At 63.3% G+C, this 24,518-nt stretch carries 19 protein-coding genes and 1 pseudogene; 4 read left to right on the top strand and 16 right to left on the bottom strand.

The features are described from left to right. Window positions 1-248: 248 nt before the first annotated feature. On the top strand, window positions 249-1,235 hold the full coding sequence (locus LR394_RS33395; RefSeq protein WP_231448620.1) for a phosphotransferase family protein: 987 nt from the start codon (window positions 249-251) through the stop codon (window positions 1,233-1,235). Here LR394_RS33395 and LR394_RS33390 read toward each other — a convergent pair. The 7 genes and pseudogenes from LR394_RS33390 to LR394_RS33360 form a co-directional block, all read right to left on the bottom strand. Next, on the bottom strand, window positions 1,219-2,460 hold the full coding sequence (locus tag LR394_RS33390; protein ID WP_231448619.1) for an ATP-grasp domain-containing protein: 1,242 nt from the start codon (window positions 2,458-2,460) through the stop codon (window positions 1,219-1,221). The genes LR394_RS33395 and LR394_RS33390 overlap by 17 nt on opposite strands. Then, window positions 2,460-3,605 (bottom strand): glycine amidinotransferase, encoded by a 1,146-nt coding sequence (locus tag LR394_RS33385; RefSeq protein ID WP_407937178.1) that lies wholly within the window; start codon window positions 3,603-3,605, stop codon window positions 2,460-2,462. The genes LR394_RS33390 and LR394_RS33385 overlap by 1 nt, the downstream gene beginning before the upstream one ends. Further along, the gene (locus LR394_RS33380; protein ID WP_231448617.1) at window positions 3,596-4,588 is read right to left on the bottom strand and encodes an aspartyl/asparaginyl beta-hydroxylase domain-containing protein; all 993 of its coding nucleotides are present in this window, start codon (window positions 4,586-4,588) and stop codon (window positions 3,596-3,598) included. The genes LR394_RS33385 and LR394_RS33380 overlap by 10 nt, the downstream gene beginning before the upstream one ends. Window positions 4,589-4,612: 24 nt before the next feature. Continuing rightward, on the bottom strand, window positions 4,613-5,284 hold the full coding sequence (locus LR394_RS33375; RefSeq protein WP_231448616.1) for a hypothetical protein: 672 nt from the start codon (window positions 5,282-5,284) through the stop codon (window positions 4,613-4,615). A gap of 429 nt (window positions 5,285-5,713) precedes the next feature. After that, window positions 5,714-5,968, bottom strand: a pseudogene (locus LR394_RS43795) (preATP grasp domain-containing protein); the annotation flags it as partial. Between the two features lie 92 nt (window positions 5,969-6,060). Then, complete coding sequence (locus LR394_RS43370; RefSeq protein WP_231448614.1) at window positions 6,061-7,224, bottom strand: cytochrome P450; 1,164 nt, start codon at window positions 7,222-7,224, stop codon at window positions 6,061-6,063. Window positions 7,225-7,552: 328 nt separating this feature from the next. Further along, window positions 7,553-8,242: an HAD family hydrolase gene (locus LR394_RS33360; protein WP_231448613.1), complete on the bottom strand. Its 690-nt coding sequence runs from the start codon at window positions 8,240-8,242 to the stop codon at window positions 7,553-7,555. 98 nt (window positions 8,243-8,340) lie between these two features. Here LR394_RS33360 and LR394_RS33355 point away from each other — a divergent pair, with 98 nt between their 5' ends. Beyond that, on the top strand, window positions 8,341-9,090 hold the full coding sequence (locus LR394_RS33355) for a helix-turn-helix domain-containing protein (protein ID WP_231448612.1): 750 nt from the start codon (window positions 8,341-8,343) through the stop codon (window positions 9,088-9,090). Between the two features lie 10 nt (window positions 9,091-9,100). Further along, window positions 9,101-9,568, top strand: coding sequence for an NUDIX hydrolase (locus LR394_RS33350; RefSeq protein ID WP_231448611.1), 468 nt, complete (start codon window positions 9,101-9,103; stop codon window positions 9,566-9,568). A 4-nt stretch (window positions 9,569-9,572) separates the two neighbouring features. On the opposite strand, the gene LR394_RS33345 is transcribed toward LR394_RS33350, so the two are convergent. The 9 genes from LR394_RS33345 to LR394_RS43985 all read right to left on the bottom strand — a co-directional run bounded on the left by LR394_RS33345 (window position 9,573) and on the right by LR394_RS43985 (window position 23,606). Beyond that, window positions 9,573-10,130, bottom strand: coding sequence for an HD domain-containing protein (locus tag LR394_RS33345; RefSeq protein WP_269330216.1), 558 nt, complete (start codon window positions 10,128-10,130; stop codon window positions 9,573-9,575). Window positions 10,131-10,200: 70 nt separating this feature from the next. Continuing rightward, complete coding sequence (locus LR394_RS33340; protein WP_231448609.1) at window positions 10,201-11,361, bottom strand: TIGR02679 domain-containing protein; 1,161 nt, start codon at window positions 11,359-11,361, stop codon at window positions 10,201-10,203. 1 nt (window position 11,362) lies between these two features. Beyond that, a complete protein-coding gene (locus LR394_RS33335; RefSeq protein ID WP_231448608.1) occupies window positions 11,363-16,555 on the bottom strand; it encodes an SbcC/MukB-like Walker B domain-containing protein in 5,193 nt (1,730 codons plus the stop codon). Window positions 16,556-16,634: 79 nt separating this feature from the next. Next, window positions 16,635-17,909 carry a DUF2398 family protein gene (locus tag LR394_RS33330; protein WP_231448607.1) on the bottom strand — a complete coding sequence of 425 codons (1,275 nt, stop codon included), beginning with the start codon at window positions 17,907-17,909 and terminating at the stop codon, window positions 16,635-16,637. After that, the gene (locus tag LR394_RS33325) at window positions 17,906-19,474 is read right to left on the bottom strand and encodes a DUF2397 family protein (RefSeq protein WP_231448606.1); all 1,569 of its coding nucleotides are present in this window, start codon (window positions 19,472-19,474) and stop codon (window positions 17,906-17,908) included. The genes LR394_RS33330 and LR394_RS33325 overlap by 4 nt, the downstream gene beginning before the upstream one ends. Window positions 19,475-19,973: 499 nt before the next feature. Next, the gene (locus LR394_RS42325) at window positions 19,974-21,437 is read right to left on the bottom strand and encodes a tyrosine-type recombinase/integrase (protein WP_269330194.1); all 1,464 of its coding nucleotides are present in this window, start codon (window positions 21,435-21,437) and stop codon (window positions 19,974-19,976) included. Between the two features lie 700 nt (window positions 21,438-22,137). Further along, window positions 22,138-22,458, bottom strand: coding sequence for a transposase (locus tag LR394_RS43995; RefSeq protein ID WP_456238335.1), 321 nt, complete (start codon window positions 22,456-22,458; stop codon window positions 22,138-22,140). Window positions 22,459-22,858: 400 nt separating this feature from the next. Then, window positions 22,859-23,074: a hypothetical protein gene (locus LR394_RS43990; protein WP_231448605.1), complete on the bottom strand. Its 216-nt coding sequence runs from the start codon at window positions 23,072-23,074 to the stop codon at window positions 22,859-22,861. Then, on the bottom strand, window positions 23,034-23,606 hold the full coding sequence (locus tag LR394_RS43985) for a transposase (RefSeq protein ID WP_231448604.1): 573 nt from the start codon (window positions 23,604-23,606) through the stop codon (window positions 23,034-23,036). The genes LR394_RS43990 and LR394_RS43985 overlap by 41 nt, the downstream gene beginning before the upstream one ends. 259 nt (window positions 23,607-23,865) lie before the next feature. On the opposite strand from LR394_RS43985, the gene LR394_RS33300 reads away from it, so the two are divergent. Next, window positions 23,866-24,501 carry a S8 family serine peptidase gene (locus tag LR394_RS33300; RefSeq protein WP_231448645.1) on the top strand — a complete coding sequence of 212 codons (636 nt, stop codon included), beginning with the start codon at window positions 23,866-23,868 and terminating at the stop codon, window positions 24,499-24,501. The last annotated feature ends 17 nt before the right edge of the window (window positions 24,502-24,518 follow it).

The following is a 24,518-nucleotide window of genomic DNA, read 5'->3' as shown; positions in this document are numbered from 1 at the left end:
GACCTCTCCTGATACTCTCCGAACCCGTACGACTTGAAATGGACTCATTAGCAATTGTTTTCGTGACCACAGAGTACATGTCGTGCAAGAGGTGTCTCTGGTTTTCCGCTCCTACTGGCGTCGAATGCTCTGCTAGCGAGGCATGGTCCTCGGCTACCTGACGAGGCGCTCGCCTGGATGACTGGGCATGGCTCTTCGGTCGGTAGGATCCCGCCGAGGATCAGGTTTTGCGGTGTAGGGGGGTTGCAGTGGATTTCCGTCCTGTCGAACGGCCGGCGGATGCCTTTCAGCAGTCGCTGTCGGCTGATGAGGTGCGGGCGGTCTTCGCTCACGTTTTCCGTGGCGACGCAGAACCCACTGCCGTGGTCGAGCTGGGCGCCGGCCTGTACAACAACGTTTACCGCGTCACGGTGACCGGTCAGAGCGCACCTCTGATTCTGCGGGCGGCTCCGCCTGCGGAACGTCAGTTCCGTAGTGAGCGTCATTTGATGCGCAACGAGTTCGCCAGCCAGCCGTGGCTGGCGCCGATCGCCCAGTTCATGCCGCAGGTCGTTGCCGCGGACTGGACCGGTTCCGTGATCGAGCGGGACTGGATGATTCAGACCTACCTCGACGGTGTCCCCGCCCCTGACATCTTGAGCACTTACCCGCGAGACACCTTCCCGGGGTACTTCCGGCAGATGGGAGCGATCACCCGCTCGGTGCACGACGTGCGCGGTGATCACTTCGGGCCTGTGGCTGGCCCCGCCTATGGGTCCTGGAGTGACGCGTTGCTGGCGTCGTTCGACTCGATCGCCTTCGACCTCGACACCGCGGGTCTGGACTCAGCCGACCTCCAGAAGGTCATGGCGATCGCGTCCGATGCGCGGCCCACGCTGGACGAGATCACCGAGCCGATGCTGCTGACCGGTGATCTGTGGACGATCAACTGCCTCCTGGCGTCCGGAGCCCCGGAGCCGACGATCACCGGCGTCCTGGACTTCGATCGGACCTGGTTCGGTGACCCGGCAGCTGACTGGACCATCCGCATGGCCAAGGCCAAACAGGATGAGCGTCAGGCCTTCTGGGAGACCTACGGCCAGACGTCAGAGACGCCCGAGGCGCGTTGGCGAGAGCTGGTCTACGAGGCACGTCACCTGGGCGGGATCCGACTGGAACGGCTCCGGCTCGGGAAGGACGATCTCGTCGCCGACAGCTACCCGGCTATGGAAGCGATCCTCAACCAGCTGACGTAGCGAGACCACTCTCTGATCGAACCCTGACGCGGATCTGATCGGCGAGGTTCTCAGCCCGTGCCTCGACCTCGACAGGGTCGGTTCCGGCAACGACGAACTCTGCCACTCGGTCACGGTTCGATAGGGCGGTCGTGACCCGTTCTCCCGGGTTGAAGCGCTGCCGGACGTAGGGGACGCCAGGACCGACCGCTGGCAGGCCCTCAACGGCGACGAGGCGGCCGCCTTCAGGGGCTGTGACGAAGCGGACCATGGCGTGACCGCCTCTGTCCTGCTGAACGGCGGCTGGACGGCCGAGCGCGATGTCGAGCAGCACGGCGTAGACGTCGATGGCCAAGGCGTAGCGGAGGAGGAGCCCGATCTGGCCGGCCGCCAGTCGCGCACCGATCTCGATCACCGTGCATGTTCCGTCGTGGCCGAGGATGAGCTCGGTGTGCGCTGCGCCATTGCGGATGCCGACCGCTCGGATGGCGCGTTCTGCTTCGCGCTTCAGGGCTCTCTGCTGGTCGAAGGCCAGGACGGCGGGGACGTGGTGCGCAGTCTCGACCCGGTGGGGGTAGCCGGTCACTGTCTTGCGGGTCACAGCCAGGTGCCGAGCGACGCCATCCTGGACGACGGATTCGACGCTGTACTCATGCCCCCTGATCAACGGCTGGATCAGTACGCGCCGATTTTCGTTTCCGTACATACCTCGTGCCGAGCGCGCGGCGTGTACAGCTGCAGGCAAGTCAGCGGGTGCCGTGACCACAGAGACCCCGACCGAACCGGCACCGCTGGCCGGCTTGACGACGCACGGGGTCGCGACCTGCATCCCACGGAGATCGTGCTGGTCGTGGAGGACGACTGTCGCAGGAACGCGCACCCCGGCCCTGGTCAATGCGGTGGCCATAGCCTCCTTGTCACGGGCAGCGGGAGCACGCCTCGGTTCGTTGCCTGGGAGCCCCAAGGCGGCGCACACCTGTGCGACGACGACGGTGAGGTACTCGTTGAAGGTCAGTACCGCCTCTATCTGGTGTCGGCGGCAGTACTCGACGATCTCGGCAACCGCGCGGTCAGTCTGTGCGAAGTCAACGGCGACAACCCCACTCACCCCGACGGGCAGAACCGCTTGATCCTGATCGTGGCTGGTCGCTGCGTGGATGGTGATCCGGCGGTCAGCAGCGGCCTTCAGCAGTCGCTCGGCGTCCGGACCCGTGGCATCGATCAGAAGCACAGCGGGAGCCGTCATCAGGTGTAGTCCTCCGGCCCTCCATCGCGGTGGGTGTCCAGGGTGAAGCAGTGGAAACCGCCGCCGAAAAGCCGTCGATGGCGGTGCCGGACCGGGATGACGTCGAAGCCCTCGGTTTCGAGGGCCTTGATGAGGCCGGTGCAGTCCTCGTTCGCCAGGACGGTGTGCTCGTTGATCGAGAAGATGTTCAGGTCGATGTACGGGCTCGTCAGCACGAGGTCGTCGTAATCGTCGTAGACCGGGAACGCGCCGTGGTCGGGCTCTGGCGGAACGATGAAGCGCCAGGAGCGGAAGCTCTCGGGCATGAGGTCGCGGATGCCGTGGTGGCGGGTCAGGAAGACGCCTGGGCGCAGGGCGAGGAGCATCGAGTCGATGTGGTTGTCGGCCATCCTCCAGACCCGATGAAGTCGGAACCGTTTCCCCAGGTGGGTTCGGAGCCAGCGCAGTCCTTGCTCGTGGTTGTCCTGGGCGACGTTGACTATCAGGTCGCGCCCCAGCCGCAGCACCTGGGCACCGTCGAGCATCATCTCGTGACCGACGTCGTACGGTCCGGACCGGGGATCAGCGATGGACTCGGTGGGGCCGCCCAACGTCGTCGTGGAGTCGCGAGCATAGGACAAGTCGAAAGATGCGTCGCTGAGCGTCGGCCGCGGCATGACGCTCCACTGCGCGCCGGAGCGCGCGTAGTTCTGGAAGACGCCATGCAGCAGCTGGGTTTCCAGGTAGCGGGATCTAATCGCCGGTGGTGTCTCGATGATCTGATCGCCGATGACGAGCGTGTTGTCACGGACGTTGAGCGCCGGTGTCGGAGCGGCCTGCCACCCCAGGCCTGCAATCGGCGTTGCGTCCTCGGGCAGGGGCAACGGTCGATGAACGGTCACGCCCAAAGCGGCGAGGGTCTGCGCGAGCTGTTCAACGTCCTCGTGCAGTTCGTCGGCGTAACGCTGGTTGATCTTCCAGGTCTCCGCGTTCATGCCGTTCGAGCTCGTGAGCCGAGGGTAGGCCCAGTCGGAACGGAACCCGGTGATGCTCTCGTGATAGAAGAGCTCGAAGGAGAGGTCACGGTCATGACCCATGTAGTTGGCTGCTGACCCGACGATGACCTCGTGCAGCGGGGTGAAGTCGTCGTAACTGTTCAGGCGCATACTGAACCGGCCCCCTCAAAGACGACGTCCACCGGCCCGTCATCAGGAACGACGTGGACGAGCCGTTCGCTGACCTTCCCACCTTGGCGGGTCCGGAGGAGGAGTGCGCCGCTGCTGACGACCTGCACGGTGCGCTGTTCGCTCCATCCTGAGAAACGCCATTCGCCGTCTGCTCCGGCCGGCACCAGAGCGAGGATGCGATCGTCCACGGTCAGACTCAGGCTCCCCTCGGTGTGCTTGATCTGCGCCGGGACGAGCGAGCCTTCCAGCGAGTCGTCCGACTGGAAGTCGATGAACTGGGTAGGCACGAGGCAGTCGACCGCGGATGAGTGAGGCCGATCCCGTGGCACTTTCGAGGTGTAGTGGTTCAGCAGTACTTGATCGCTGTGGAGCAGATCCTGCCAGGAGTCCGGGAAGAGCCGCGTCAGTTCTGGTGTCAGCAGGACGTCGATGACGGCGTGGACGCGGGTGGTCGTGCTGGTGTTGCGGACGGAGTGCTCGCGGGAGAAGTCGCCGTACCAGAAGGTTCCCGGCTGCCAGCAGTGCTCGACGCCGTCGAGCGTCAGCACCGCTTCGGGCGTCGTGACGATCGGGATGTGCAGACGCATGAATCCTCGGTCGAGCTGGTGTTTGAGATCCCGATGCGGGGCGATGACGGCTCCCGGTCCCAGGGCCATCAGCCGTGCTGCGTTGCGCGGAGCGGGAATGGATTCCAGCACCTGCGCCAGGTATGGCAACTGTCCGAGCCAGAAGGTCGGCGCGAACGGTTCGCACCCGGGTCCGCCGGGGTCGGTGCGCTCAGAGTCGCCGCCCGGGCTGTGCAGCGGCAGGATGCGCCAGTCGATGACGGCCGGTTCGCTGATTCCGTGGACGGTGTGCGAACGCTGAAGGTCCCACGTGTGGCCGGTGACGCCCGAGAGTTCGTCCTGCAGACGGCGTGCGTCGAGATCGAGAGCCAGCCGGGTCGCGGCGTAGGTACTCATGAATCCTCCTGATCTGAAGAGGGTTTACGACGAGAAGCTCAGCGCCGTGGTTCCCACGTGCTGACTGGGGTCGATCGAGTCGGCGGGAATCGCTGCAAAGCGTTCATCCAGGCGCCCGAAGGTCACCTCGTACCCGACAGCAGGGTCGAAGGCGATGCAGAAGACGAACTGCACCGGCGCCCCTGGCGTCAGCGGGATCGCCGGCATGGACACGATCACTCCGGTCCGGGTCACGTCGTCGTAGCGCAGGTCCAGGTCGTCCAGCGCCGTCAGGAACGCCTCGAAGCTGGGGACTGCCCAGGTGGGCGGCACGTGATACTCCACCACACTGCGACAAGGCTCGGCGTGGACATCGACGATCTGCTGAGCGATTGTCTGGTAGATGTGCAGCGACCCGGAGACCTGGGCGTTGACCTCGGTGAACACCACCTGCCCGTCGGGCAGCACCAGGGCATCGGCGCTGAGGTACCCGCGGTAGCCAAAGGCGCGGTAGGCCTCGGCCAGGCGAGCGCCGCCGTCCAGGAGTGCGGTTCGGGTCTGCTCGGGCACGTTGGGAGACAGCGGCACGACCTGATGGCTCAGGCGGCGGGCCACGTAGATCAGGTGCCCTGTCTCTGTGGGGTGAGTGCCGTTGTCGGAGGCGTAGTGCTCGGAGTAGACCGCGGACGCGTTGACCGCGAACTCCTCGATGACCACGGGCCAGCGGTCGCTGCTGCTGGCCCAGCTCCATCGCTCTCGCCAGTACGCTTCGACACCGCTTGTTCCGGGCGCCAGTTGGTGAAGGTGGCGTGCGCCGACGTGGTCCACGAGAAGGCGCGAGTCGCGCACCAGCAGCTGGTTGCCGACGCCGGCGCCGTTGTGGGCCTGCTTCACCATGACGGCGCGATCGCCCGACCGTTCCAGCAGTGCGTTCGTGGCTGCCACGGCTTCGACCTGGCTTCGGCAGACCCGGCCGACGGGGATCCGGACTCCAGCTGCGGCGGCAAGCGCTCGAAAGTTGGCCTTGTTGTTGCCGATCTCGCCTCCTCCCTGAGAGAAGAAGGCAGCTCCGGGAAACTGGGCGCTGACACCTATCGCGTCAGCGAACCGCGCTACCGACGCCGACGGCCACAGGGCGAAGACCTCGTGGACTGCAGCCGTTCCCGATGGCCCGAGCGTCGCCCGGACCTCAGCTATCAGATCGGGGTTTTCGAGAGACGCCGGATCGAGGACCTTGTCGCCCCACGTTCCAGCAGGAGCGACGGTGATGGTCAGTTCGTCGCGAGGAACGCCGGTGTGGGCGAGGGCGTACTCGAGGAATCCGGCGTCAGGCTGGCAGCACAATACGATCAGGTCTCTCGGGTGAGCGAACCAGAGGACGCGTTGGGTCCAGGCCCTCATGTCCGTGCGTTCGCGGATCGACGGGTCGATGTGGTTGCCGATCAGGATTCTCATGGAGTCCCCAATAGCGCTGAAATCGCTTTGAATTGAGATCAGATGCGGAGTGCTGCCGGTAGGACGTCGAAGGCTCGCATCGTGGCTGTGGGGCGCCGCTTCCCTGTGCCCACCGGCTCCAAGTGGGCTGGATGGTCGGCGAGGGCAGAGATCAGCGCACGCAGTCCCGCGGCAGCGGCGGTCGTCCCGATACACGCATGGGTTCCCCATCCGTACCCGAGGTGAGGATTCGGGGAACGCTCCGGAAGGATCCGATCCGGTTCCGCGAAGGCATCCGGGTCGCGGTTGGCCGCGACGAACAACGGAATCACTTTCTGCCCAGGCGCGATCTGAACTCCACCGATGCCGGCGGAAACCAGGGCGACGCGAGTCGTTCCCTGAACTGGGCCGTCGAACCGGACCAGTTCGTCAACAGCGGTGCCCAAGGGACCACCTTCTTTAAGCCTTTCCAGGATCTCAGGGTGCGTGAGAAGGACTCCGATGGAGTTGCCGATGGCAGCCGACATGGTGCTGTATCCACCCTGGAACATCACGCGGGCAGTGTTTTTCACGTACAGCTGGACGAGTTCTTTGTCATCCCTGGTCGCTCGACGAACCTGGGCCAGGAGCCCCGTACCTCGCTGTCCGGCGTACCAGCCGTCGACCAGGTCGCTCAGTTCCTGGCGGGCCTTCCGTCCTGGCTCGACCAGGGCGGGGTTCAGTCCGCCGTCCATACTGCGCATGATGGCGTCCGAGACCTCTGCGAACTCCTGGTAAGGAGGGGTCTTCACCCCCAGCAGATCTCCCATCAACGACAGGGACAGGGGCACCGCAAGCTCCGCGATGACGTCGAACTCTTCCCTGTCCGTGAGCTCGTCCAATCGTTGCTTGGCGAACCGGCGCGTGCGCGCCTCCACCGCCAACAGGGGCTGAGCGTGCAAGGCATTCATGAAAAGCGATCGGATGTGCCCCTGTTCGGGAGGGTCGAGGGTCTGGACGCTCTGGCTTTCAGCTGGGACGTCTCGTCCGCTGCGACGCGGATCGCGGGCGAAGGTCTGATGATCGCGAAGGACCCGGACGCAATCCGCGTACCGCGTCAGCACCCAGGACTGCATCCCTTCATGCCAGAAGACTGGAGCTTCGCGTCGCAGATCGCTCAGGAGCGGGTAGGGGTTCGCCAAGGTGTCGGCGTCCAGCGGGTTGTACCGATCAACGACAGACACGGCTCACCTCCCCGTGGATTGGTCTGATGCGGAAAGGGTTTCGCCCGGCCCGGAGCTTGCTGCGCTCCGGGCCGGCAGCAGAATCAGTGGTCGTAGGACATCACGAACCTCCTCCCGTCGAAGCAGATACCTGAGGCGAGCGGCGGACGAACCAGACACGAACTCGGCTCCGACGACAGCCTCACCAATCAGAGCCGAGTTCGTCTGCGTACCGGCGGCCGAGGAGGGATTCAGCCTCCGGCGGCCTCATTGAGAATGCCTGAGAAGGCAGGGACGACGAACCTCGCCGAGGGACGTTTCGGGGACGTCCCTGAACGTCCCCCGGTTCTCAGTGGGTGAGCGAGTGCAGGTAGTCGATCAGGCTGGAACCTTCCCGGAGGTCGCTGAGCACCAAGGGCGCACCAGCCGAACGGAGCGTTTCAGCGCTGTCCACGCCGGTCGCGACGGCGACGACGTGAGCCCCAGCATCCTGAGCCGCCTGCACATCACGCGGAGTGTCTCCAATGAGCACGACCGGCGTAGCGAGAGGCAAGCCGTGATGCTGGTGGACACGTCTCCTCGCGACCTCGACCAGCGCCCCGCGATCTTCGGAATGCTCGCCGTACGCCCCGCACTCCAGGTCCAGCAGGTGATCGAGCCCGAAGGCCCGAACCTTCACCAGAGCATTGGCCGCGATGTTGCCCGTAAGGACCGACGAGACGAAGTCCCGTTCCGCAGCCGCGAGCATGAGAACCTCTCGAACACCGGGAAGTACTTCGCCCCTACGAGCCAGCTCGATTTCCATGCCGGCCCCAGCAGCCTCCAGGGCAGGAGCCATGAGGTCCCAGTCCGGAGGCTCGAGACCGTGGTCGAGGAACATCTGCCGGCAGATGAGTCTGTCGGTTCGTCCCTCCGTCCTCGCACGGTGAACAGGTGGTCGGCCAGTGAGGCGGGTGAACGCATCGGCGTAGATCTGCTTGCTCACGCCGTTGTTCTCGATCAGCGTGTGGTCGATGTCCCAGAGCACGATGAGCGGCACGCTGCCCCAGCGTAGGACGCCACGGGTCGAGGGCAGAGTGCACGGTGGTTGAAATGCGTTCTTGCGCCCGATACGAGACATCGGGTTTGCTGTGCTGAGTGAACGAGCGATTGCGTTCCGCTCTGGTGCAGCGGGGGCTGACCGTGGCAGAAGTCGCGGCCGAGTGCGGCGTCGATCCCAAGACCGCCAGCCGATGGGTCAGCGGACGTGTACCCCAGCGACGGCACCGCTGGAGCATCGCCCACCTGCTCGGCCTGGACGAGGAACACCTCTGGCCGGAGGCACTGGACAACGGTTTGGGAGTGTCCAACGCCAGCGGGGAGATCGCGGCTACCTTCGCCAACCGCGCCAGCGTTCCCCGCGACCTGTGGCTGGAGTTGCTCCGAGGGGCCTCGAAGCACATCGACGTGCTGGTCTTCTCCGGCACCTTCTTCGCCCAGACCAACCCGCACATCGCCCGCATGCTGCAAGAACGAGCCGAGGCTGGTGCCCACGTCCGGCTGTGCTTCGGCGACCCGGAGGGCCAGGCCGTCCGGCTGAGGGGCGAGGAAGAGGGAATCGGTGAGAGCCTGGCCGCAAAGATCCGCGCGTCGCTGACGTACTACCGAACGCTCGTCGGTCGCCCCGGCTGTGAGGTCCACCTGCACGACACCACGCTGTACAACTCACTCTTCCGGTACGACGACCAGCTCCTGGTCAACCCGCACATCTGGGGGCAGCCCGCCAGCGCCAACCCACTGTTCCAGCTGAGACGGATCGACAGCACCGATGCCGAATGGTTCAACCAGTACGAGCAGAGCTTCGACGCCATCTGGAGCACCACGCGTCCCTGGGCGCCCGAGAAGTAGGAGCACCACCATGGGCAGGACCGAGTACTACTACGACAACACCGCCCCCAAGGCCAACTCCCTGGTGCCGGCCAGCAACCTGCTCGTCGTCAACGAAGCCGGCGAGATCCTCCTGCAGCGACGCCGCGACACCGGCCAGTGGGCGCTCCCCGGTGGCGCGCAGGACATCGGCGAGACCGCCGCGCAGTGCGCGGTACGCGAATGTGAGGAAGAGACCGGCATCATCGCCGAGGTGACCGGCTTCCTCGGGGTCTACTCCAACCCGTCCCACATCGTGGCCTACACCGACGGGGAGGTCCGCCAGCAGTTCGAGGTCGCCTACATCGGCCGCCCGATCGGCGGCGAGCCCACCATCAACGACGAAGCCGACGGCGTGCGCTGGGTCAGCCCCGAGAACCTGACCGATCTCGACATCCATCCGAGCATGCACGAGCAGATCGGCCACTACCTGGCGGGCACCTACCCCTACCTCGGGTGATGCCTCAGAGCACGACGCCCGCGGTCGCGGCGGCCGTCCGAATCCGATCCACACTGGCATGGATCTCCGGTGCCGCCCGGCGGATGAACCGGCCGACGATGCTCTCCCGCCCGTAGCGGGACAAGATCTCGCCGACCCGTTCCTCAGAGCTGGTCGGCAGGCCGTCGGGCGTGGTGGTCATGTCGCAGAACACCAGCGCATCCACCAGCAGCGGCTGATCGACGAGAGGAAACTCGGAACTGAGCACGTCACGCAGGCCGCGCTCCTCGGCCTCGAGGAGCGCGTAGGAATGGTTCGCCACAAGACGAACGACCAGCTCATCAACTCCGCTTGACCGAAGGAACCGAGCGCCGTCGAGTGGATGAAAGCCCGTCTTCGTCAGGTTCGGGGCGTACCCGATGTCATGCAGCACTGCTGCAGCTTCGAGTGTTTCCGCATGCTCCTGCATCAGGGGCGTCAACTGCCGCGTCCGCTCGGAAACTCCTAGTGAGTGCTGCCAGCGACGTGGAAGCCCTTCCCGAAGCTGGGTTTCCGCAAGCCGCCTCGCCCCCAACGGTGTCATCATCACAACTGGTCCTTCGCGCCTTGTCCTGGTGAAATCAGTTGCCGCAATTTGCGGGTACCGGTGACCGTCAGTCCGCCTGTCCGAAGATCTGACGAAGGCAGGCATCATGTTCTTGGTAGATCACAGGATCTGACGAGATGGACTCCGCATTGTCCCCGCAAAGATCATCTTCATCCATAGCAATGATCTTCGCGCTATACAGGCCTGAAACCACGGCGGCAATCTGCCGCCCGTGTACATCCAGGTCGCCTGCATACTGCAGGTCGACCTGGCAGTCCCTCGCAAGGCCGAGCAGCACGTGATCGACAGCTCGCAACTGTCCGCTGGTGCAGGCGAGCGGCCTCTTGATCCCTTGCTGAACGGCTTGTTCTATTACTGAGGGGTTTTCGACGACGGTCAGGGTCTGCCGCGCAAAGGTGGGTGGTGTCTCCGTCAAGTCGAAGAGGTTCAGAGAGACAGGGCCAACTGCCTCTCGCAGGCGGCGATCGATGACCCCACTCCCGGTTGTTTCTGCGTTCATGACCAAAACGGTTGCGGAAAAGCGATCCCCAATGATTCCGGCCTTCCCCAGAAGCGATCGAACAAGATCAGGACGCTCAGGCGCCTCGACGGCGAGGGCTTCGGCAACCGCCAACACCAGTCGCTTACCTGCCAGAGTGTCCAAATCAAAGTAGTGCGGGTCTTGGGCGACATCATGACTGAGCTTTGCAAGGCTGACTTTTCGGCGTATGGGCACCTGATCGAGAATCTCTCCCAGTGCGTCGATCTGGCGCCGGGTGGGTGCTTCGTCTTCTCCAAAACCAGCGCTCCGCATGCTCGCGACGAGTCCAGGCACACGGTGGAGTCTCTGTCGCGCGAAGTCCCACACCTCGTCTCTCAGACTCCTTGCCTGGCGCGCCGCTTCGCTGCGATCGACGATGGGTCGACCGACTGCCTGAACCACGAGCGACGGAAGAACTTCGGGCGAGAGTTCAAACCTGTCGAGAAGCTCACGCAGAGACACCACGGTGTCGCCTGCCTTCACGCGGACCGATGAGCTTCCCCGCCGATGACGGGGTGTCGTGTCGAGATAGGATCGGAGAACCGAAATTCCGGCCCGGTTGAGACTTCTGATTCGAATCGTAGCCAGTTCCGTAGACTTTGATCCCGAGGCGAGGCGGTCGTGTACCGCTTGCCACAGAGGTAGCAGGTCAGGATCCGCTGCGAGCCTCTGGATATCGGCCGGCATCCTAGTTCTCCTCGATCATAAGCTGTCCTTCGGTGAGATTCTCGCTCATCCCATCAAGGGTCGGCTCCTCGAAGGAGAGTGGTTTCGCGTCACCGTGCCCTTCCCAAAGCCACGGGACCGTCACTCTCTTGTTGCCGGACGTGATGACCTCGTGGATGACGACCCGCTCGGATTCACGTTTGATCAAGGGCGGCATGCTTGGAGTCGTCGAAAGGACATCGAAGTCCCATTCTCGTAGAAGTGACAACACCTGACGAAGGTTCGGGTCGTCGAAAGCTGCATCGATCTCGTCGATCGACAGGAGCCTCGGCCCGACATAGTCCGGACCTGAGTACATCGACCAGGCGGCCGCAAGCAGGGGGAGCATGGTGGCGAGGCGAGATTCACCAGTGGACAAGCTCTTCAGAGGATTTGATCTTGAGGTCACGGACTTGAACCCGCCTCGCCCGGTGCCGTCGCTCGGGAAACTGGCGTGAGCGACGGAGATCTTCCACTCGTGCCAGGTGCGGTAGTCGAAGGCATGCGCTACTCGGTCGGACCAGGCCCCGCCCACGACTTCATCCATGCGCTGGCGCAGCACCTGATACATCTGCTCGAAGGTTTCATCCGAAGGCGCCGCGGTAATGAGCTCCATCATGCGCTGCGCATCTGGGGTTTCGCGGATAACCCAGTCGACCTCCACCCCGACGTCGGCAACGCCCGTGCGCACACCGGCAAGGGTCCGTCGAATCTGCTGTACAAGCTCCACAGCAAGCTGCCTGCGTTGCTGGATGTCGCTTCGAAGCTTCGCGAAGAGGGAAGCCTTGACCACGGTCTTGGTTTCGCCGCGGAGCTCGTTCTCGATGGTCGTGTTTGCCATCTGAAGGCTGTGCAGGGCGATTCTGATGTCTTCGCCCGCTGTTGCGTGAGGACCGAAGTGACTGACGGTCCGCCAGTCGGTTCCCTGAGGTGTCAGAACCATCAGATTTTGATCGTACGGACGTAGTTTCTCGCTCGCCTCATGGACTTTCGTCTGAAGGTTGGTCAGCGCATCATCGCGTCCAGCCGTCAGAATCGGCAGACGAAGACTGTCTGCCAGCTTGCCTTTGAGCTGGTGTCCGGCCCACTCTAAAGCTGCCTCCAGGTTCCGAGGCCGACCGGTGCTGTCGATGAGGATTCCTTCAGGGACAGAGGCCAGCCGCATCGTGACCATGAGACTAAGCCTGGAACATTGAGTTTCGCGGGCTTCCTGCAGGCTGAGCCATTGCGACTCGGCGTTGCGCAGGTCTGTCTCCGCTACCCCAGCCTTTAGATTGGCCTGCGTCAAAGCGTTCGCAGATGATTGGGCCTCTCCGCGCAAGGACTCGAGCGTAGTGGCGGCCTCGCCCTTGCGGGCGAGCAGTTCCTCATACTCGGCGCCGTACAGTTCCCTGCGAGCATCAATGGTTCTCGCAAGCAGGTCAGCTTTAGTCTTCTTGGAACTGGCTTCGCGCCGGGCTGCTTCTGCTTCGCGCTGGGTCGCTCCGACAGTCACGAGTGCCTGACGAGCCCGCGGAACCAGATCCAGAGCTCGATTTGCAGCCTCTCGCCATCCTGCCGTTGTCTCAGCCAGTCTGTTGAGCCCTGCGTCTAAGGTCTCGAGTGCTTCGAGAGTTGTCGGCAACATGGTTCCGTCGCTCTGAGCAGCAGCTTCATGAACCTGTCGTAGCCTTTCACGGTTCTCCTTCGACGCCGCATTCATCTTCGACCGTGCAGCGGTTGCCTCAGAATGCGCCCGAGACCTCTCGTTGCCGGCGCTATCCTCGGCAACGAGAGCTTTTTCAAGATCTGATGTTTGAGGAAAGGTGTCGCGTTCGTGCTCAGCACGAGCCAGTGCTTCCTCCGCAGACTTACTCTCATTCAGAGCTTTAGTCTGGGATTCGAGGCAGCCTTGGTGCTCAGAAAAGGCTCTGCTCTGGGCCGAAACAGCGGTATTTCGAGAATCCCGAGCCTGCCCGGCTGCGGTCCGTGCTTGTGTGAGTTCGTTGTCGGCGCGTGCTCCGTCTGCTGCGAGCTGGGCCAGAACGCGTTCTTTGGCCACTTCCGCCTGAGCGATCTCACGTGCGGTCGCGACTTTGGCTTGTTCAAGTGCCGAAGTCAACCGAGCGACCGCTGCGCGCGTAGCCAGGACGGCAGAATCTGCCGGTAGTGACTCACGTTCCCGACCAGCCGACTTCTCGTCGTCGGTCAGCCTCTGTCGAGCCGATATGGCGGTATCGACGGCCTTCTGCGCTGCCGCTTCCTCCGACAAGAGTCTTGCAAGGTGTTCCTTACGAGCGCGTTCTCGCGTTGTGCGACCGATGAAAGCAGCCTGATAATGGCTGGGCGCTGAAGCCGTTAGGGTTCCTATCTCAACGATTCCGGAGTGGATTTCCTCGTGACTCGATGCTCGTGTTTCGCGGGTCGGGTCCAGCACAACCGAAGACAGGATCGCGTGGACCCGATCGGCAGGGACGAGCGTTTCGTCTTCAACAACGAGAACATCAGCCAGAACCCTGGGCGTTTGAGAGCGGGTGTGACGGTCAATGGGTGTCGGATCCAGTGTGAGGTCTCCGGTCAGCAGGCGACCGTCGATCGTGACGACGGCGTCCAGGAGCCCCGATACCAGCAAGGCACCTTCGACCCGGTTGGCTTCTTCTGCGCTGACATAGTCCGCGAAACTCACGAGTTCGTACAGCGGCTGGCCTACGGTGGTGTCACGTTCAGGGCGCCACGCCGGGCTGGAGGGTACCGGCGCTGTTGTTCGGGCATAACGAACTTGTTCGCTCTTTTCGCTCAGGAGCTTCTGAGCATTCCGAACCTCGGTATCGGCCTCTGCCATTCTCGCTGCCAGAGTCCTGGCAACCGTCTGATAGGCGCGTTCGACTGTTTCGGAGACCGTTTGAGGCGAGATGAGCTCGTTGACGTTGCTATCATCGTTTGCGCTTAAGGCGAGTGCTGTAAACAGAATTTCGGAATCCGGTCCTGAATGGAGAATTTCACGCAGCTGTATCAGTTCAGATTTCCACACCATCACCCGCTGAACCCAGTCTCGAGCTGAGATTGAGGCCGAGGCGTGTCCGTCCGACAATTCGATCTCTGCCTTCGACGTCACCCCATTGGCCGTCATGATGGCTTCCTCATAAGAAGTTTCGGCGCGTCGGCGGGAATCGGAGAGCTTCTCATGTTTGGCCTGGACAGCTGACTCGGTGATCATGACCTGCTGATCGGCTTCCAGCACAGACGTCTCGGCTCGCGCCAGGGCTTGAGCCGCTTGGTCGAGTCTGTTCCTTGCTCCCGCTTCCAAAGCGTCCGCGGTGCCGACCTTGCGTTCGCACCCGGGAAGATCGATGCGCTTGGATGCAGCCAACCAGGCGCCTTCGAGCCACCTCACGATTGCGGCAGGTGCAATGCGATCATCGGTGATCAGAAATTGTTCAGGCAATGGCGAAAGCTCTATTCGCTGATCACCCCAGGCTGTGCAGCTTTCTTTGAAAGCCTGTTCTGCTGCTTCGCGGATAGTTTCAGCCTTGGCCTCGGTCAGTTCAGCCTGCTCCAGTGTGCTTTCGCTCGCTCGTGACTGTTCGGCCAGGAGCTCAAGCGTGTTGGCCGCCTGCGATTGTGCCCGCAGTGCCTGGGAGACCTTTCGGGACGTCCCCCTTCGCATCTCCACCCAAGCCAACGGTGTGGAGACCACGGTTGCCGGCGAAGTGTCCGACAGCGAGGAACTCTCCTGGCCGGTTCCCGCTGACAGAATCTGCTCGGTGAGGGAGGCCGAGGCAATGGCGGTTCCGGATTCGAAAAGACGTTCGAGTGCAGCCCCGGCAGATGTGACCGCGCTAATGCCGACGAGTTCCTGCCCGATCTCCTGTAGGTGATGCTGAGCCGATCTTGCAATATCCTGCTTCTCGGACAGGTCGTTGCGTCCATCGCGGGCTCGACCTTCGGCTTTTTCCAGCCGCTCATAGGATTCTGATTCCTGAGCGCGTAGCTCTGTGAGCCGTTTTTCCATCTCGGGAAGTTCTGCGCCGGCATGATCGCGAAGTGAACTTTCGCACCCTTGCAGCGTTCCCTCTGCATCGGTGATCAGACCCGCCAGCCGATCGCACTTGGCTTGAGCTTCTCGTGATTGTCGCTGCGCCTTCTCTAGATTGGCTGTGATCTCTTCTTTTCTGCCAGTCTGCTTGGCTAGCGCTTTTTCTCTGGTGACGAGTGAGGCGCACTCAAGATCTAGGCTCTTGTTCAGGTACTCTCGATAGGCAGTATCCGCTACCTGAAGCTGCTTGGCCTCTTCCCGTCCTTGGGCGAGCCTCAGTTCCTGTTGGTGGATACGTTCCATGCTCTCGGCGATGACAGTCAATTGGCCCTTATTCAGGGCCGGTAGAGCTTCGGTCAGGACTTCTCGCATCTGGTTCGGCGAGATTCCCTCGCTTGTGCGGACACTCCGCACGCTCCGCAGCACGCTGATCAGCGCATCGAACTGGACCTCGTCTAGGGTTGCGAAGAGATGCGACCGAATATCTTCCTTGTACTCCCCTTCGGCCCCGAGGCCTACCTTTTCGCTCGACTGGAGAAGTCCACTGAGCTTCGCCTTGAGTCGCTGCACATCGGTGAACAGTCGGCCGCCGCTAGCCGCGACTTGCCGAGCCAGAACTTCGATGCTCACCGGCTCTCGGTCCTGCGCGAGGTTGAGTTCCTCGCCGACGCGGGCTGATGTCGTGAAAAAGACACGTTGCAGGGTGCCACTGACCGAACGCAACCAAAGCCCGGTCGTGAAGTAGTCGACTTCTTGGCCTACGGCGGGTCGGAAGCCGTACTCCATCCACCAGACACCAGTCCGATCTTCTTTCTCATTTCGGTCCGTATGGCGGCTCAGCAACGTGCCAGATGCCTCGCCGGAGACCGAGAGGGCTTTACCGGAGTGATCTCCGTCCAGGAGAAGGGTCCAAAGCATCGAGGCCGTAAGTGATTTGCCTGATCCGTTTGCTCCGGCCAGGGCTGCCCATCCGTCGGCAAAGATGAAACCCTCCTCGGACCAGGTCCAGGAGTTTACGACGCCCGCTCTCGTAGGCTGCCATCGTCCAATACGGCCGGGAATCCCTGCCTGAAAGGTTGCCGAAGAAGCTTCCAAGGGTTTCCCAGAAACTGCCTGTCCGGTTCGTAGATCGATGGTCTTGGCCGGCGGCTGACTGCCCATCAGGTAATCACTTTCGCTCGGTGGGGCGCATGTGATGAGAGGTCGCGGGAAAGGACAGAAGGTTGTCCGAGCGGACGGTCTACTGCGATTCCTCGGGAGCTACTGGGCTATCAACTGCTGATTGTCGTAGCTTTACGCGCCACAGGAATACGCCTGGCGTAGGTATCCAGGTGTCTGGGTCATCTGACCTGCGTAGGAGACCAGCAGTGACCAGTTCATCGGCGGCAGCCCGGGCCAGGAGATGCAGTCGTTCACCGTACGAGGCCGCCCATTTAGGCAGCGACGTCCGTACAACCGTGAAGTGCTCAATCATCTGAGCGAGCGTGACGTTCCGCTCAGGGTTGCCGTTCCGAACCATTTCGTGTAGCAGAGACAAGGCAGCCTGGCGCTCACTGCGCCGACCAAGTGGAAAATCGATAGCGGTCGCTGCCCCGCTGGGGTCTGATACCTCCCACCAGTCTTGACGAACGGTGACTTTCAGCCCCAGCGCGGCGGCATCGTTCAATGCACGCTCCCGTCCCGAGTCTGTTGAGAGGTAGCCCAGGCCGCCGCTTCGAGTAGCTGGGTCATCCAAAGGGTCAGCAGCAGGGTCGTCAATGACACGGCGGACGGCGGTAAGGCGTCGCTCTTCCAGGGGATCTGGCTGGCTGTTGCCGGCGTCTGCCTGGTCGTTGCGTGAAAGAGAGTTCGCGCTGAGGGCCTTCGCGTGTTCATGGACCGGTCGTCTGCTCAACTCAAGTCGTGTCGGTGACAGTGATGCAAACTTTGTCGCCAGGCTGTCGCGATCGGCGGTGATAACTAAATCTGCATCCTCATCGTCCGCGGCACGTTCGAGGTCTGAGTCAACGATGATCTCGCCCTCGTACTCCAGCAGTTTGAGCGCGTCAACAATATTGCGGCGATTCTGTTGAGCCTCCTGCTTGCGGATTCCTTCCGATGCCACGATCCGGAAGACAGGCAGACGATCTGATGCCGATTCGGCCGCACAAACCTGCGAAACCGACTGCAGCAACTCTCGAAGGGTCATTCGGGGGCGCCGCCACAGCTGTTCGCAGATCAGGGCGACCAATACCAGGACCTGCGGATCTGCTGGGTGCGCTCTACGTCCGGCGCGGTTGAGGTAGGGGCCGCGATCTGTCGGGATGTCGTCGCGACGCTTATGAAGCCGTACCAAGGCGGGAACTTTGTGTATCTCGAGCCGCCAGCCCAGCTCGCTGCGGAAGAACTCGATCAGTTCTCGGCGGCCCTGAAGAATCGTACGGTACAGAACGGGTTCTTCGGCCGCCGATACCCGGCAAGTGGCGAGCAGGCGCCGCGCGGCCTCCGCCAGATCCGGATCCAAAAGCTGGTTCATGCGGCACCCCCGCTAGCTAACCCTAAAGTTTCACTGATATCGCTGAAATCGGCGTCGCTGGCCGCTGATGCGGGGAGCACAATCATCCGGATGAGAGGGCCCGTCAGCCGCCCCTCGGCGAGGTCGATGGTGACAGTCTCACCCAGGTCTATGTGAGTCACACGAAGAACGACGCCTGCTCTCTCAGCCTGCGCCTGACCGTATCCGGCTTCGTGGTCAAAGGTCTGGATGGCAACTTCGACGGCGCTCAGCAACACAGCCGCGGCCTCGTGGTCGAGCCCCGAAAAATGCGAAAGATCTACCTCACCCTTGGTTATCAACTTGCTGGCTAGGTTCTTTCGGATGCGTGCGATGTGAGACGCCCGGGCCAATGCCTCGGTCCGCTCAACGCTTGTATCGGCGAGCTTCTTCGGGCGTCCAGCAGCGGATCCATGTCGTTCGTGTTCCCGCAATGTCAACTCGACAACGCGACTGCTTTCGCCGGCGCGTGCCATCGTGGCGTGAGCGACGTCTTCATCGTTGGAGACCAGCACGTGATGCGACGGCCAGTTTCCGAAGGCCGCGTTGTAGACGCTCCGAGCGGCTTCGGGCGTCGGCTGGGAATGCAGGCTGTAGGCAAGCTCGCGAAAGTCTGCGCCAAGGTCTGATCCTCGGCGCATTGCCGTGTAACGGCGATCAATCGCGATAAGAAGGGTGTGCACGGCGCCGGTCGCTGAGGAGATGAGCCGGTTCACGGATCCTTCGGGAGCGAACCAGGCAGCCAGGTCGTCGAGGAGACGTACCCGCTCCTCGATCCACTCCTGCTGATCTTCTGCATCGATGAGGCCCGCATGCGCCACCGCGGCTTCGGCCAAGCCACGAGGTCCTATGTTCGCCAAGTCGGCGAGCGCTTGATCAACTCGTCGCAGGGCGAGACCGTATTCTCGGGGAAACTGGCGCAGGGCTTCGACCACACGATCGCGGTTGTCGCCGAAGAGTGCATCGTCAGTGACATCGGACTGCACAATTTGAGCCAACGCCGCGTAGAAGTCGGCCGTCACCCGCTGAAGTTCGTCGATACGTGAACGGACGTCCCCGAAAGCCGTCGGCAAGAGCCCGGGATCCGCGGTCCGATGGTCCAGCAGGTCGCGAAGCGTTCTCTCAACGCCGTCCAAGAGCCGGGCTGGCAACTGCAGAGCCCGACCAGCGTCCATCGTCGCTACCCGGACAGCCGCTACGACACCTCGGCCGAGCTGCGTCAGCGCCCACGCCTCTTGACGACGGATTACAGCGTCGTACCCAGAGCTCATGGCTGCATAGTCACGAAACGGCTCTACAAGGTCCGAATCGGTCAGATGGTCCAGGGCCTTGCGCAGGTCCAGCTCGGTCAGCGGATCCCGAAATCCGATCTCTCGGACCTGCTTGATGATCTCAGGAGCCGTCGACATCGGAGCTCGCGTCGATAACTCCTCCAAAGCTGCCAAGACGGCTGCCTTGCGTTCCCGAGCCAAGGCATCCGGCTCGGCGAAATTGCGCCACGCATCCGCGTCGACATGGCGCCACCACTGGCGTGGAGCTGGCTTCACCTCACCAGCCCACTTTCGGGCGCCCTGCGCCGGGCGTTCGTCGCGCCCTGTTTCGGCCGTCCTTCGATTCAGCGACAACCGTCGGGTAATGCCGTACTGCCCCGTGCAGACTCAACCCTGCCCCCTAGCAAGTGATGGTCCGATTCCAGAAGTGACCATACGTTGCACCACCGACAATCTTGGCCAAATACCCTCTGAGCTGCAGCGGCATGCTCATGGCAGCGGGGAGGTGTCCGCTGTACGTGGCCCTCACGGCGGCGGGTACTCGTGCAGGATCCGCAAGCCGTGTCGGTCTTCAGCTGTCAAGCCACGGTGGGCTGATCACTGTGCCGGGGCCCTCGGTGTAGAACCGGGCGTCAAGTGGTCGCCTCGTTGATGCCCGTTCGGGCACGAGCAGTCTGCCTGTCTTCCGAGCGCTGCAGACTGGGGTCAGAGACAGCCGAAGGTGCTGGTGGCTCGGCCCTGGCACACGGTCACCAGCGTTTCCCAGCAGCAGCCATCAGATCGCAAGACCAAGCGTTTCGTGAAGCTGCCTGACCTTCGCAACTGTCGCCCGAAGCTGTTCCAGCTCAGCCAGTTCGGCCTCACGCTCCTGGCTCGTCTCGGGCTCGGTCGCAGGCCGGGTGCCCTGCCGCATGACCGCCAACGCGTCAAGCGCGGTCTCGTCAGCATTCGGCAAAGTGTGCAGGTACCGTTCGGTCGTGCTGATCGACGCGTGCCCGAGCCGTTCCTTCACCACCTGCAGATCGGCCCCGCCAGCCAGCAGCCATGAGGCGTGAGCGTGGCGCAGCCCATGCGGTGTCACGTGGAAGCCGAGCTCGGCCTTGGCGAGCGCCTTCATCCAGACGTTCGTCCGGAACCATCCGCGGCCGATGTGCCCGTCGGTGGCCACCGCCCGCGGCTTCCTCGGAGCATCCTTCCCACCGGCTCGACGCTGCGCCCGGTACGCCGCAACGGCGTCCTTGCAGTACTGGCAGCGGCACTTGCCCGGTCCGTACACGGACGTGGTGCCGTGAAGGAAGGTGCGTCCCTGAGCGTTCGGCTCGGTCCGTCCGAGGGTCTCGGGATCGGGGAGGACTTCCGGCCGGCTTCGGCGGGCGGTAGTGGCCTCGGGCGCTTCGAAGAGCAGATCGTCGGCCCCGAGTCCCCGCGCCTCGATGTGCAGGGCGATCTTGTCCACGAGGTGCTGACTGAGCTTGAACGACCGGTACTCCTGGTCCTTCGGGTAAGCCTTGACGATGAAGCGCTGACCGTCGGGCCGGTCCTTGGACGTCAGCTCGGTGACGGCTCGCGAGACGACAAGCATGCGGGTCTGCAGGTCGAGGTCCTTGGGCCGCAACTCAGTCAGCTCGCCCCAGCGCAGTCCCGACTCGATGTCGGTCTCGACCAGGAGGCGCATCGTCTCGCCGGGCAGGGCGAGGTGGACCTGGTCGTACATCTCCGGAGTCAGGATGCGGCGCGGCCGGGTCGGAACCGGCGGGGTCTTCACGCCACGGCCGGGGTGGACCGGCACGATCTGATCGTTGAAGGCCGTCGTGAAGATGGCGTCCACGATCACCTTGCACTTGGCGATCGTGGCGGGGGACGCGCCGTAGTCCGGCCCTTGGAGCGTGGTGATCCACGCCCGAAGGTCGCTGGCGAGGATCTCCTGCAGCCGCATAGTCCCGAGCTCAGGGATCACGTAGAGGTCGAGCCGGTTCCGGTAGGTCTCGCGGGTGCTGGCCTCGATGACGTGGTTGGGGAACCACTGGGTCTCGACGTAGGCCTCCAGGGTCTGCCGACCCCGGCGGGGATCACCGACCTGGGCCGCGGCGGTGCTGTTCTCCGCCGCGTTTCCGGCGCGCTCTGCTGCCCGGTAGGAGGGGAAGGTGCCGGCTACCCGACGGCGGTTCCTCTTATCACGGTAGCGAGCCGTGTAGGTGATCTTCCCACTCCGGCCGACTCGTTCCTCAACCCACGCCATGCTCATCCCTAAGATCGGCCTGGGGGCAATTTGGGGGCAGACGCTGCCGGACTCCACCGACTGAGACCGGACGCCTGCGAACCAGAAATGCCCTCTGACCTGCACTTTATCAATTTGGATGATCGCGGGCCGCAGGACTGGAAGACGTTGGAACCGCGTTCCCACGGCAGGGGTCACTGGTTCGAACCCAGTATCGCCCACCCGAGAAAGAAGCAGGTAGGAGGCCGAAAGGCCCCCTTTTCTGCTTTGACCTGAAGGGCTCCCAGCGGGGCTCGCGGCGCCAAATTGGCGCCAAACGCTGCGATCTAGCTCTCGTCGAGAGCCAGCGCGGGCGCCGTTCGCCTTCTCGCTCCGATCACGTTCCGTGGTCCGGCATCCGTGCCATTCTAAGTTGGAACCCGGTGGATCAGTCGGTCCAGATGTTCCTGACTGATGCTCGGCTGCTGGCGTAGAGGCGAGGTGATGGATGGTAACCAAGGTCGAAACCCCTCGATCAGCCGCCGGCGGTACTGGCTCTCGCCTCTAGCCCTGGCCTTGCAGCAAGGGTGCGACTCTGATCGATCGAAAATCGAATCTGATTCGAGACTTCTTCGGCTGTGATGATTTGCTCGGCGCAGGGCTGAGGTTTCTGGGGCTGGTTTGGTGGGATTTCTGCAGGCTATTCGCATGCTCGCGGATCGGTGCGTGGTGCTGCGGATAGTCAAGTTGGCAGCAGTATTTGGCGGAGCATTGTGAAGACCCTGGTCAGGGTGTGGGCCCAGGGCCAGCCCTCGGCCAGGCGTAGGAAGGTGCACCGGCCGGTGCGGTCAAGGCGGGCTCCGGTGGGCAGGAGTCGGTAACGGATCGTCTTCCACTCCGCCCTGGCCAGGGCCTTGGTCTCGTTATCGCAACTGATCAGGAGCATGCTCTGGGTCCAAGCCGGGAGGTCCGCGGCGATCAGTGCAAGCTGCAGCCACGCCTGGTTGATCGAGAAGAGCCGGGAGGGCAGCCGGTGCCGGCCGGCGTTCTGGGCCTGGCGGATGCGGTTCTCGACGCGTACGTGAGCCTGGTGGCGGGCTTCGAGGAAGGCGATCTGATCGGTGCAGGTGTTCGTGGCAAAGGTCCGTTAGCACCAGCCGTCGCGATCCTCGAAGGCATCCAGTTGTGCTCTTGGGTAAGGGCGTTCGCGGCGAACGATGATCAGCATCCCCTCGGGCCAGGCTCTGGCCCTTGCCGTTCTTGGCAGGTTTGCCGGTGAGAAGGCGGGCGCGGCGGGAGGCCGCCCGGCGCAGCCGGGTGGCCTCGGCCAAGGGCTGGGTCAGCTCGCGCCTGTGCTCCCTCGCGGCGGCGTCCGTCGTGGCCATCGGCGATGCCTCAGACCCATTCGGTCAGCATCGCTATCGTAGCCCGAACGTCCTCGGTGACGGCGTACCGATCGAATATCAGAGCCCTTGAGCAGTGAGGTGCTCGGTGAACGCGTGGGAGAACCCGGCGCCGTCGGTGCGCACCAGGACCATCTCAGCCCTTACGGCTGCGGGCCGCTGGTCCAGGGCCGATTCCAGGGCGGTGATGTGGTCGGCGGCGGTGTTCGCGCCGGCGTTGCCCGGGCGCTGGATCTCATCCCGGCCAGGGCCTCGTTGGTGTTGTCCAGAAAGCACAGCAGCGGATGGAACCCGAACCGCCCCTGAAATGGGCTGCCGCCTGCTCTTTCTGATCTGAACGGACCTTAACCAGCGTGGCCTCCAGGTCCAGCACCGCATAATCCAGCACCCGCCCGGCAGCACAAGCCGGCGGCAGCATCCGGCCGGTCAGTTCCGCTAAGACTAGCCACGCCCGGTGCCGTGCGGCGGCCCGCGCCGCGCCCGGCTCGCCCTGCATGCCTTCGTCCAGGCCCCTCCACGCTGTTGCGGTCGAGACCACCGGGCCGTGCAACCGCGATCGATCGTTCAACGCGGCCATGCCGCTGATCGCTTCGCCGCCACCAGCCAGCATCGCCGCCAAATCCGTGAGAATCTGACCCGGATCGTGCCCTGAACTGCGGAGACGCAAACCATCAGCCGCCTCCGACAACCCAGCACGCCGGCCCAACCGCTCAGCCAGTTCCCGCAACAGAAGCGTCCCGGCGTGGCTGACCACACCCGTTCCATCGGTCGTGACCTCCGGCCACGACCGTGCGCCGATACTCTTCACCCAGAGAGTGCTCCCCGGACATGCTTCTGACTTCTTAGACAAGATGAGAATCTCACTGTCGGACGGGCACTCTCACCATTCTGCGAGCACCACCCCGTCGGGCTTCCTGCAGGATCAAGGCTAGGGTGCTCAGATGCCTCCGAGATTCGGGCGTTCCGGCGCCGCCGTTGCGTCACTGTCCGTCGTCACCCTGGCTGTCCTGAGTGGGTGCTCCTGGCAACAGGATTCGGCACGGCCGGACGCGGTGGTCCGCTTGGCGGTGGTGGATTCTGGGATAGCGGCTAATTTAAATGTTTTCCGCGAGTACTCGATCTCCCGAGACACCGATTTCGTGTCGAGCAGCCACGGCACGATGATGGCCTCGGTCGCCCTCGGTGTAAACGGTCTCAGTGCGGAGGCTGTTGATCCAGACTTGGTCGAGGTTCTGAGCATCAACATCGATGCGGGTACCGACGTCGGTGCTGATGCGATTGCCCGGGGCATCGGCAGGGCCGTTGATCGGGGGGCCGACGTCATTCTCGTCAGCCGTGGAGTGCGCCGGGGCGCAGATGCTCTGCAAGCGGCTGTGCAGCAAGCCAGTTCGCACGGCGCCATGGTCGTGGCGGCAGCAGGAAATGTTCGGTTTCTTCCGGCGGACTACCCAGCGCGCTACCCGGATGTGCTCTCTGTCGGGGCTCGGTATCGGGACGGGCGTCTCTGGGAGCTCTCGGCCAGCGAGCCGGTGGATACGTTCGCAGCAGGTGTGAATGTGCCCGTGGTCGGTCCGGACGGGGTCGTGCGAACCGAGTCCGGCACCTCGATCGCGGCCGCCGTGGTTGCGCGGGATGTGCTGCAGCAGTTAGTCACAGGTGAGCTGGAGGAGCCGCGTGGTTTTATCCCAATGAGTAACGAATAGACCTAGTGAGTCTGCCC

This window comes from Kineosporia babensis, assembly GCF_021129305.1.
GTDB classification, from domain to species: Bacteria; Actinomycetota; Actinomycetes; order Actinomycetales; family Kineosporiaceae; genus Kineosporia; species Kineosporia babensis.
The sequence above is the reverse complement of the archived record's forward strand: the minus strand, read 5'-3'. Positions and strand labels throughout refer to the sequence as shown.

What these genes read in the sequence shown, in the direction of transcription:
- LR394_RS33390 (WP_231448619.1), bottom strand. Translation starts at nt 2,460, where the DNA reads ATGACGGCTCCCGCTGTGCTTCTGATCGATGCCACGGGTCCGGACGCC.
- LR394_RS33385 (WP_407937178.1), bottom strand. Translation starts at nt 3,605, where the DNA reads ATGCGCCTGAACAGTTACGACGACTTCACCCCGCTGCACGAGGTCATC.
- LR394_RS33380 (WP_231448617.1), bottom strand. Translation starts at nt 4,588, where the DNA reads ATGAGTACCTACGCCGCGACCCGGCTGGCTCTCGATCTCGACGCACGC.
- LR394_RS33350 (WP_231448611.1), top strand. Translation starts at nt 9,101, where the DNA reads ATGGGCAGGACCGAGTACTACTACGACAACACCGCCCCCAAGGCCAAC.
- LR394_RS33345 (WP_269330216.1), bottom strand. Translation starts at nt 10,130, where the DNA reads ATGACACCGTTGGGGGCGAGGCGGCTTGCGGAAACCCAGCTTCGGGAA.
- LR394_RS33340 (WP_231448609.1), bottom strand. Translation starts at nt 11,361, where the DNA reads ATGCCGGCCGATATCCAGAGGCTCGCAGCGGATCCTGACCTGCTACCT.
- LR394_RS33335 (WP_231448608.1), bottom strand. Translation starts at nt 16,555, where the DNA reads ATGGGCAGTCAGCCGCCGGCCAAGACCATCGATCTACGAACCGGACAG.
- LR394_RS33330 (WP_231448607.1), bottom strand. Translation starts at nt 17,909, where the DNA reads ATGAACCAGCTTTTGGATCCGGATCTGGCGGAGGCCGCGCGGCGCCTG.
- LR394_RS42325 (WP_269330194.1), bottom strand. Translation starts at nt 21,437, where the DNA reads ATGGCGTGGGTTGAGGAACGAGTCGGCCGGAGTGGGAAGATCACCTAC.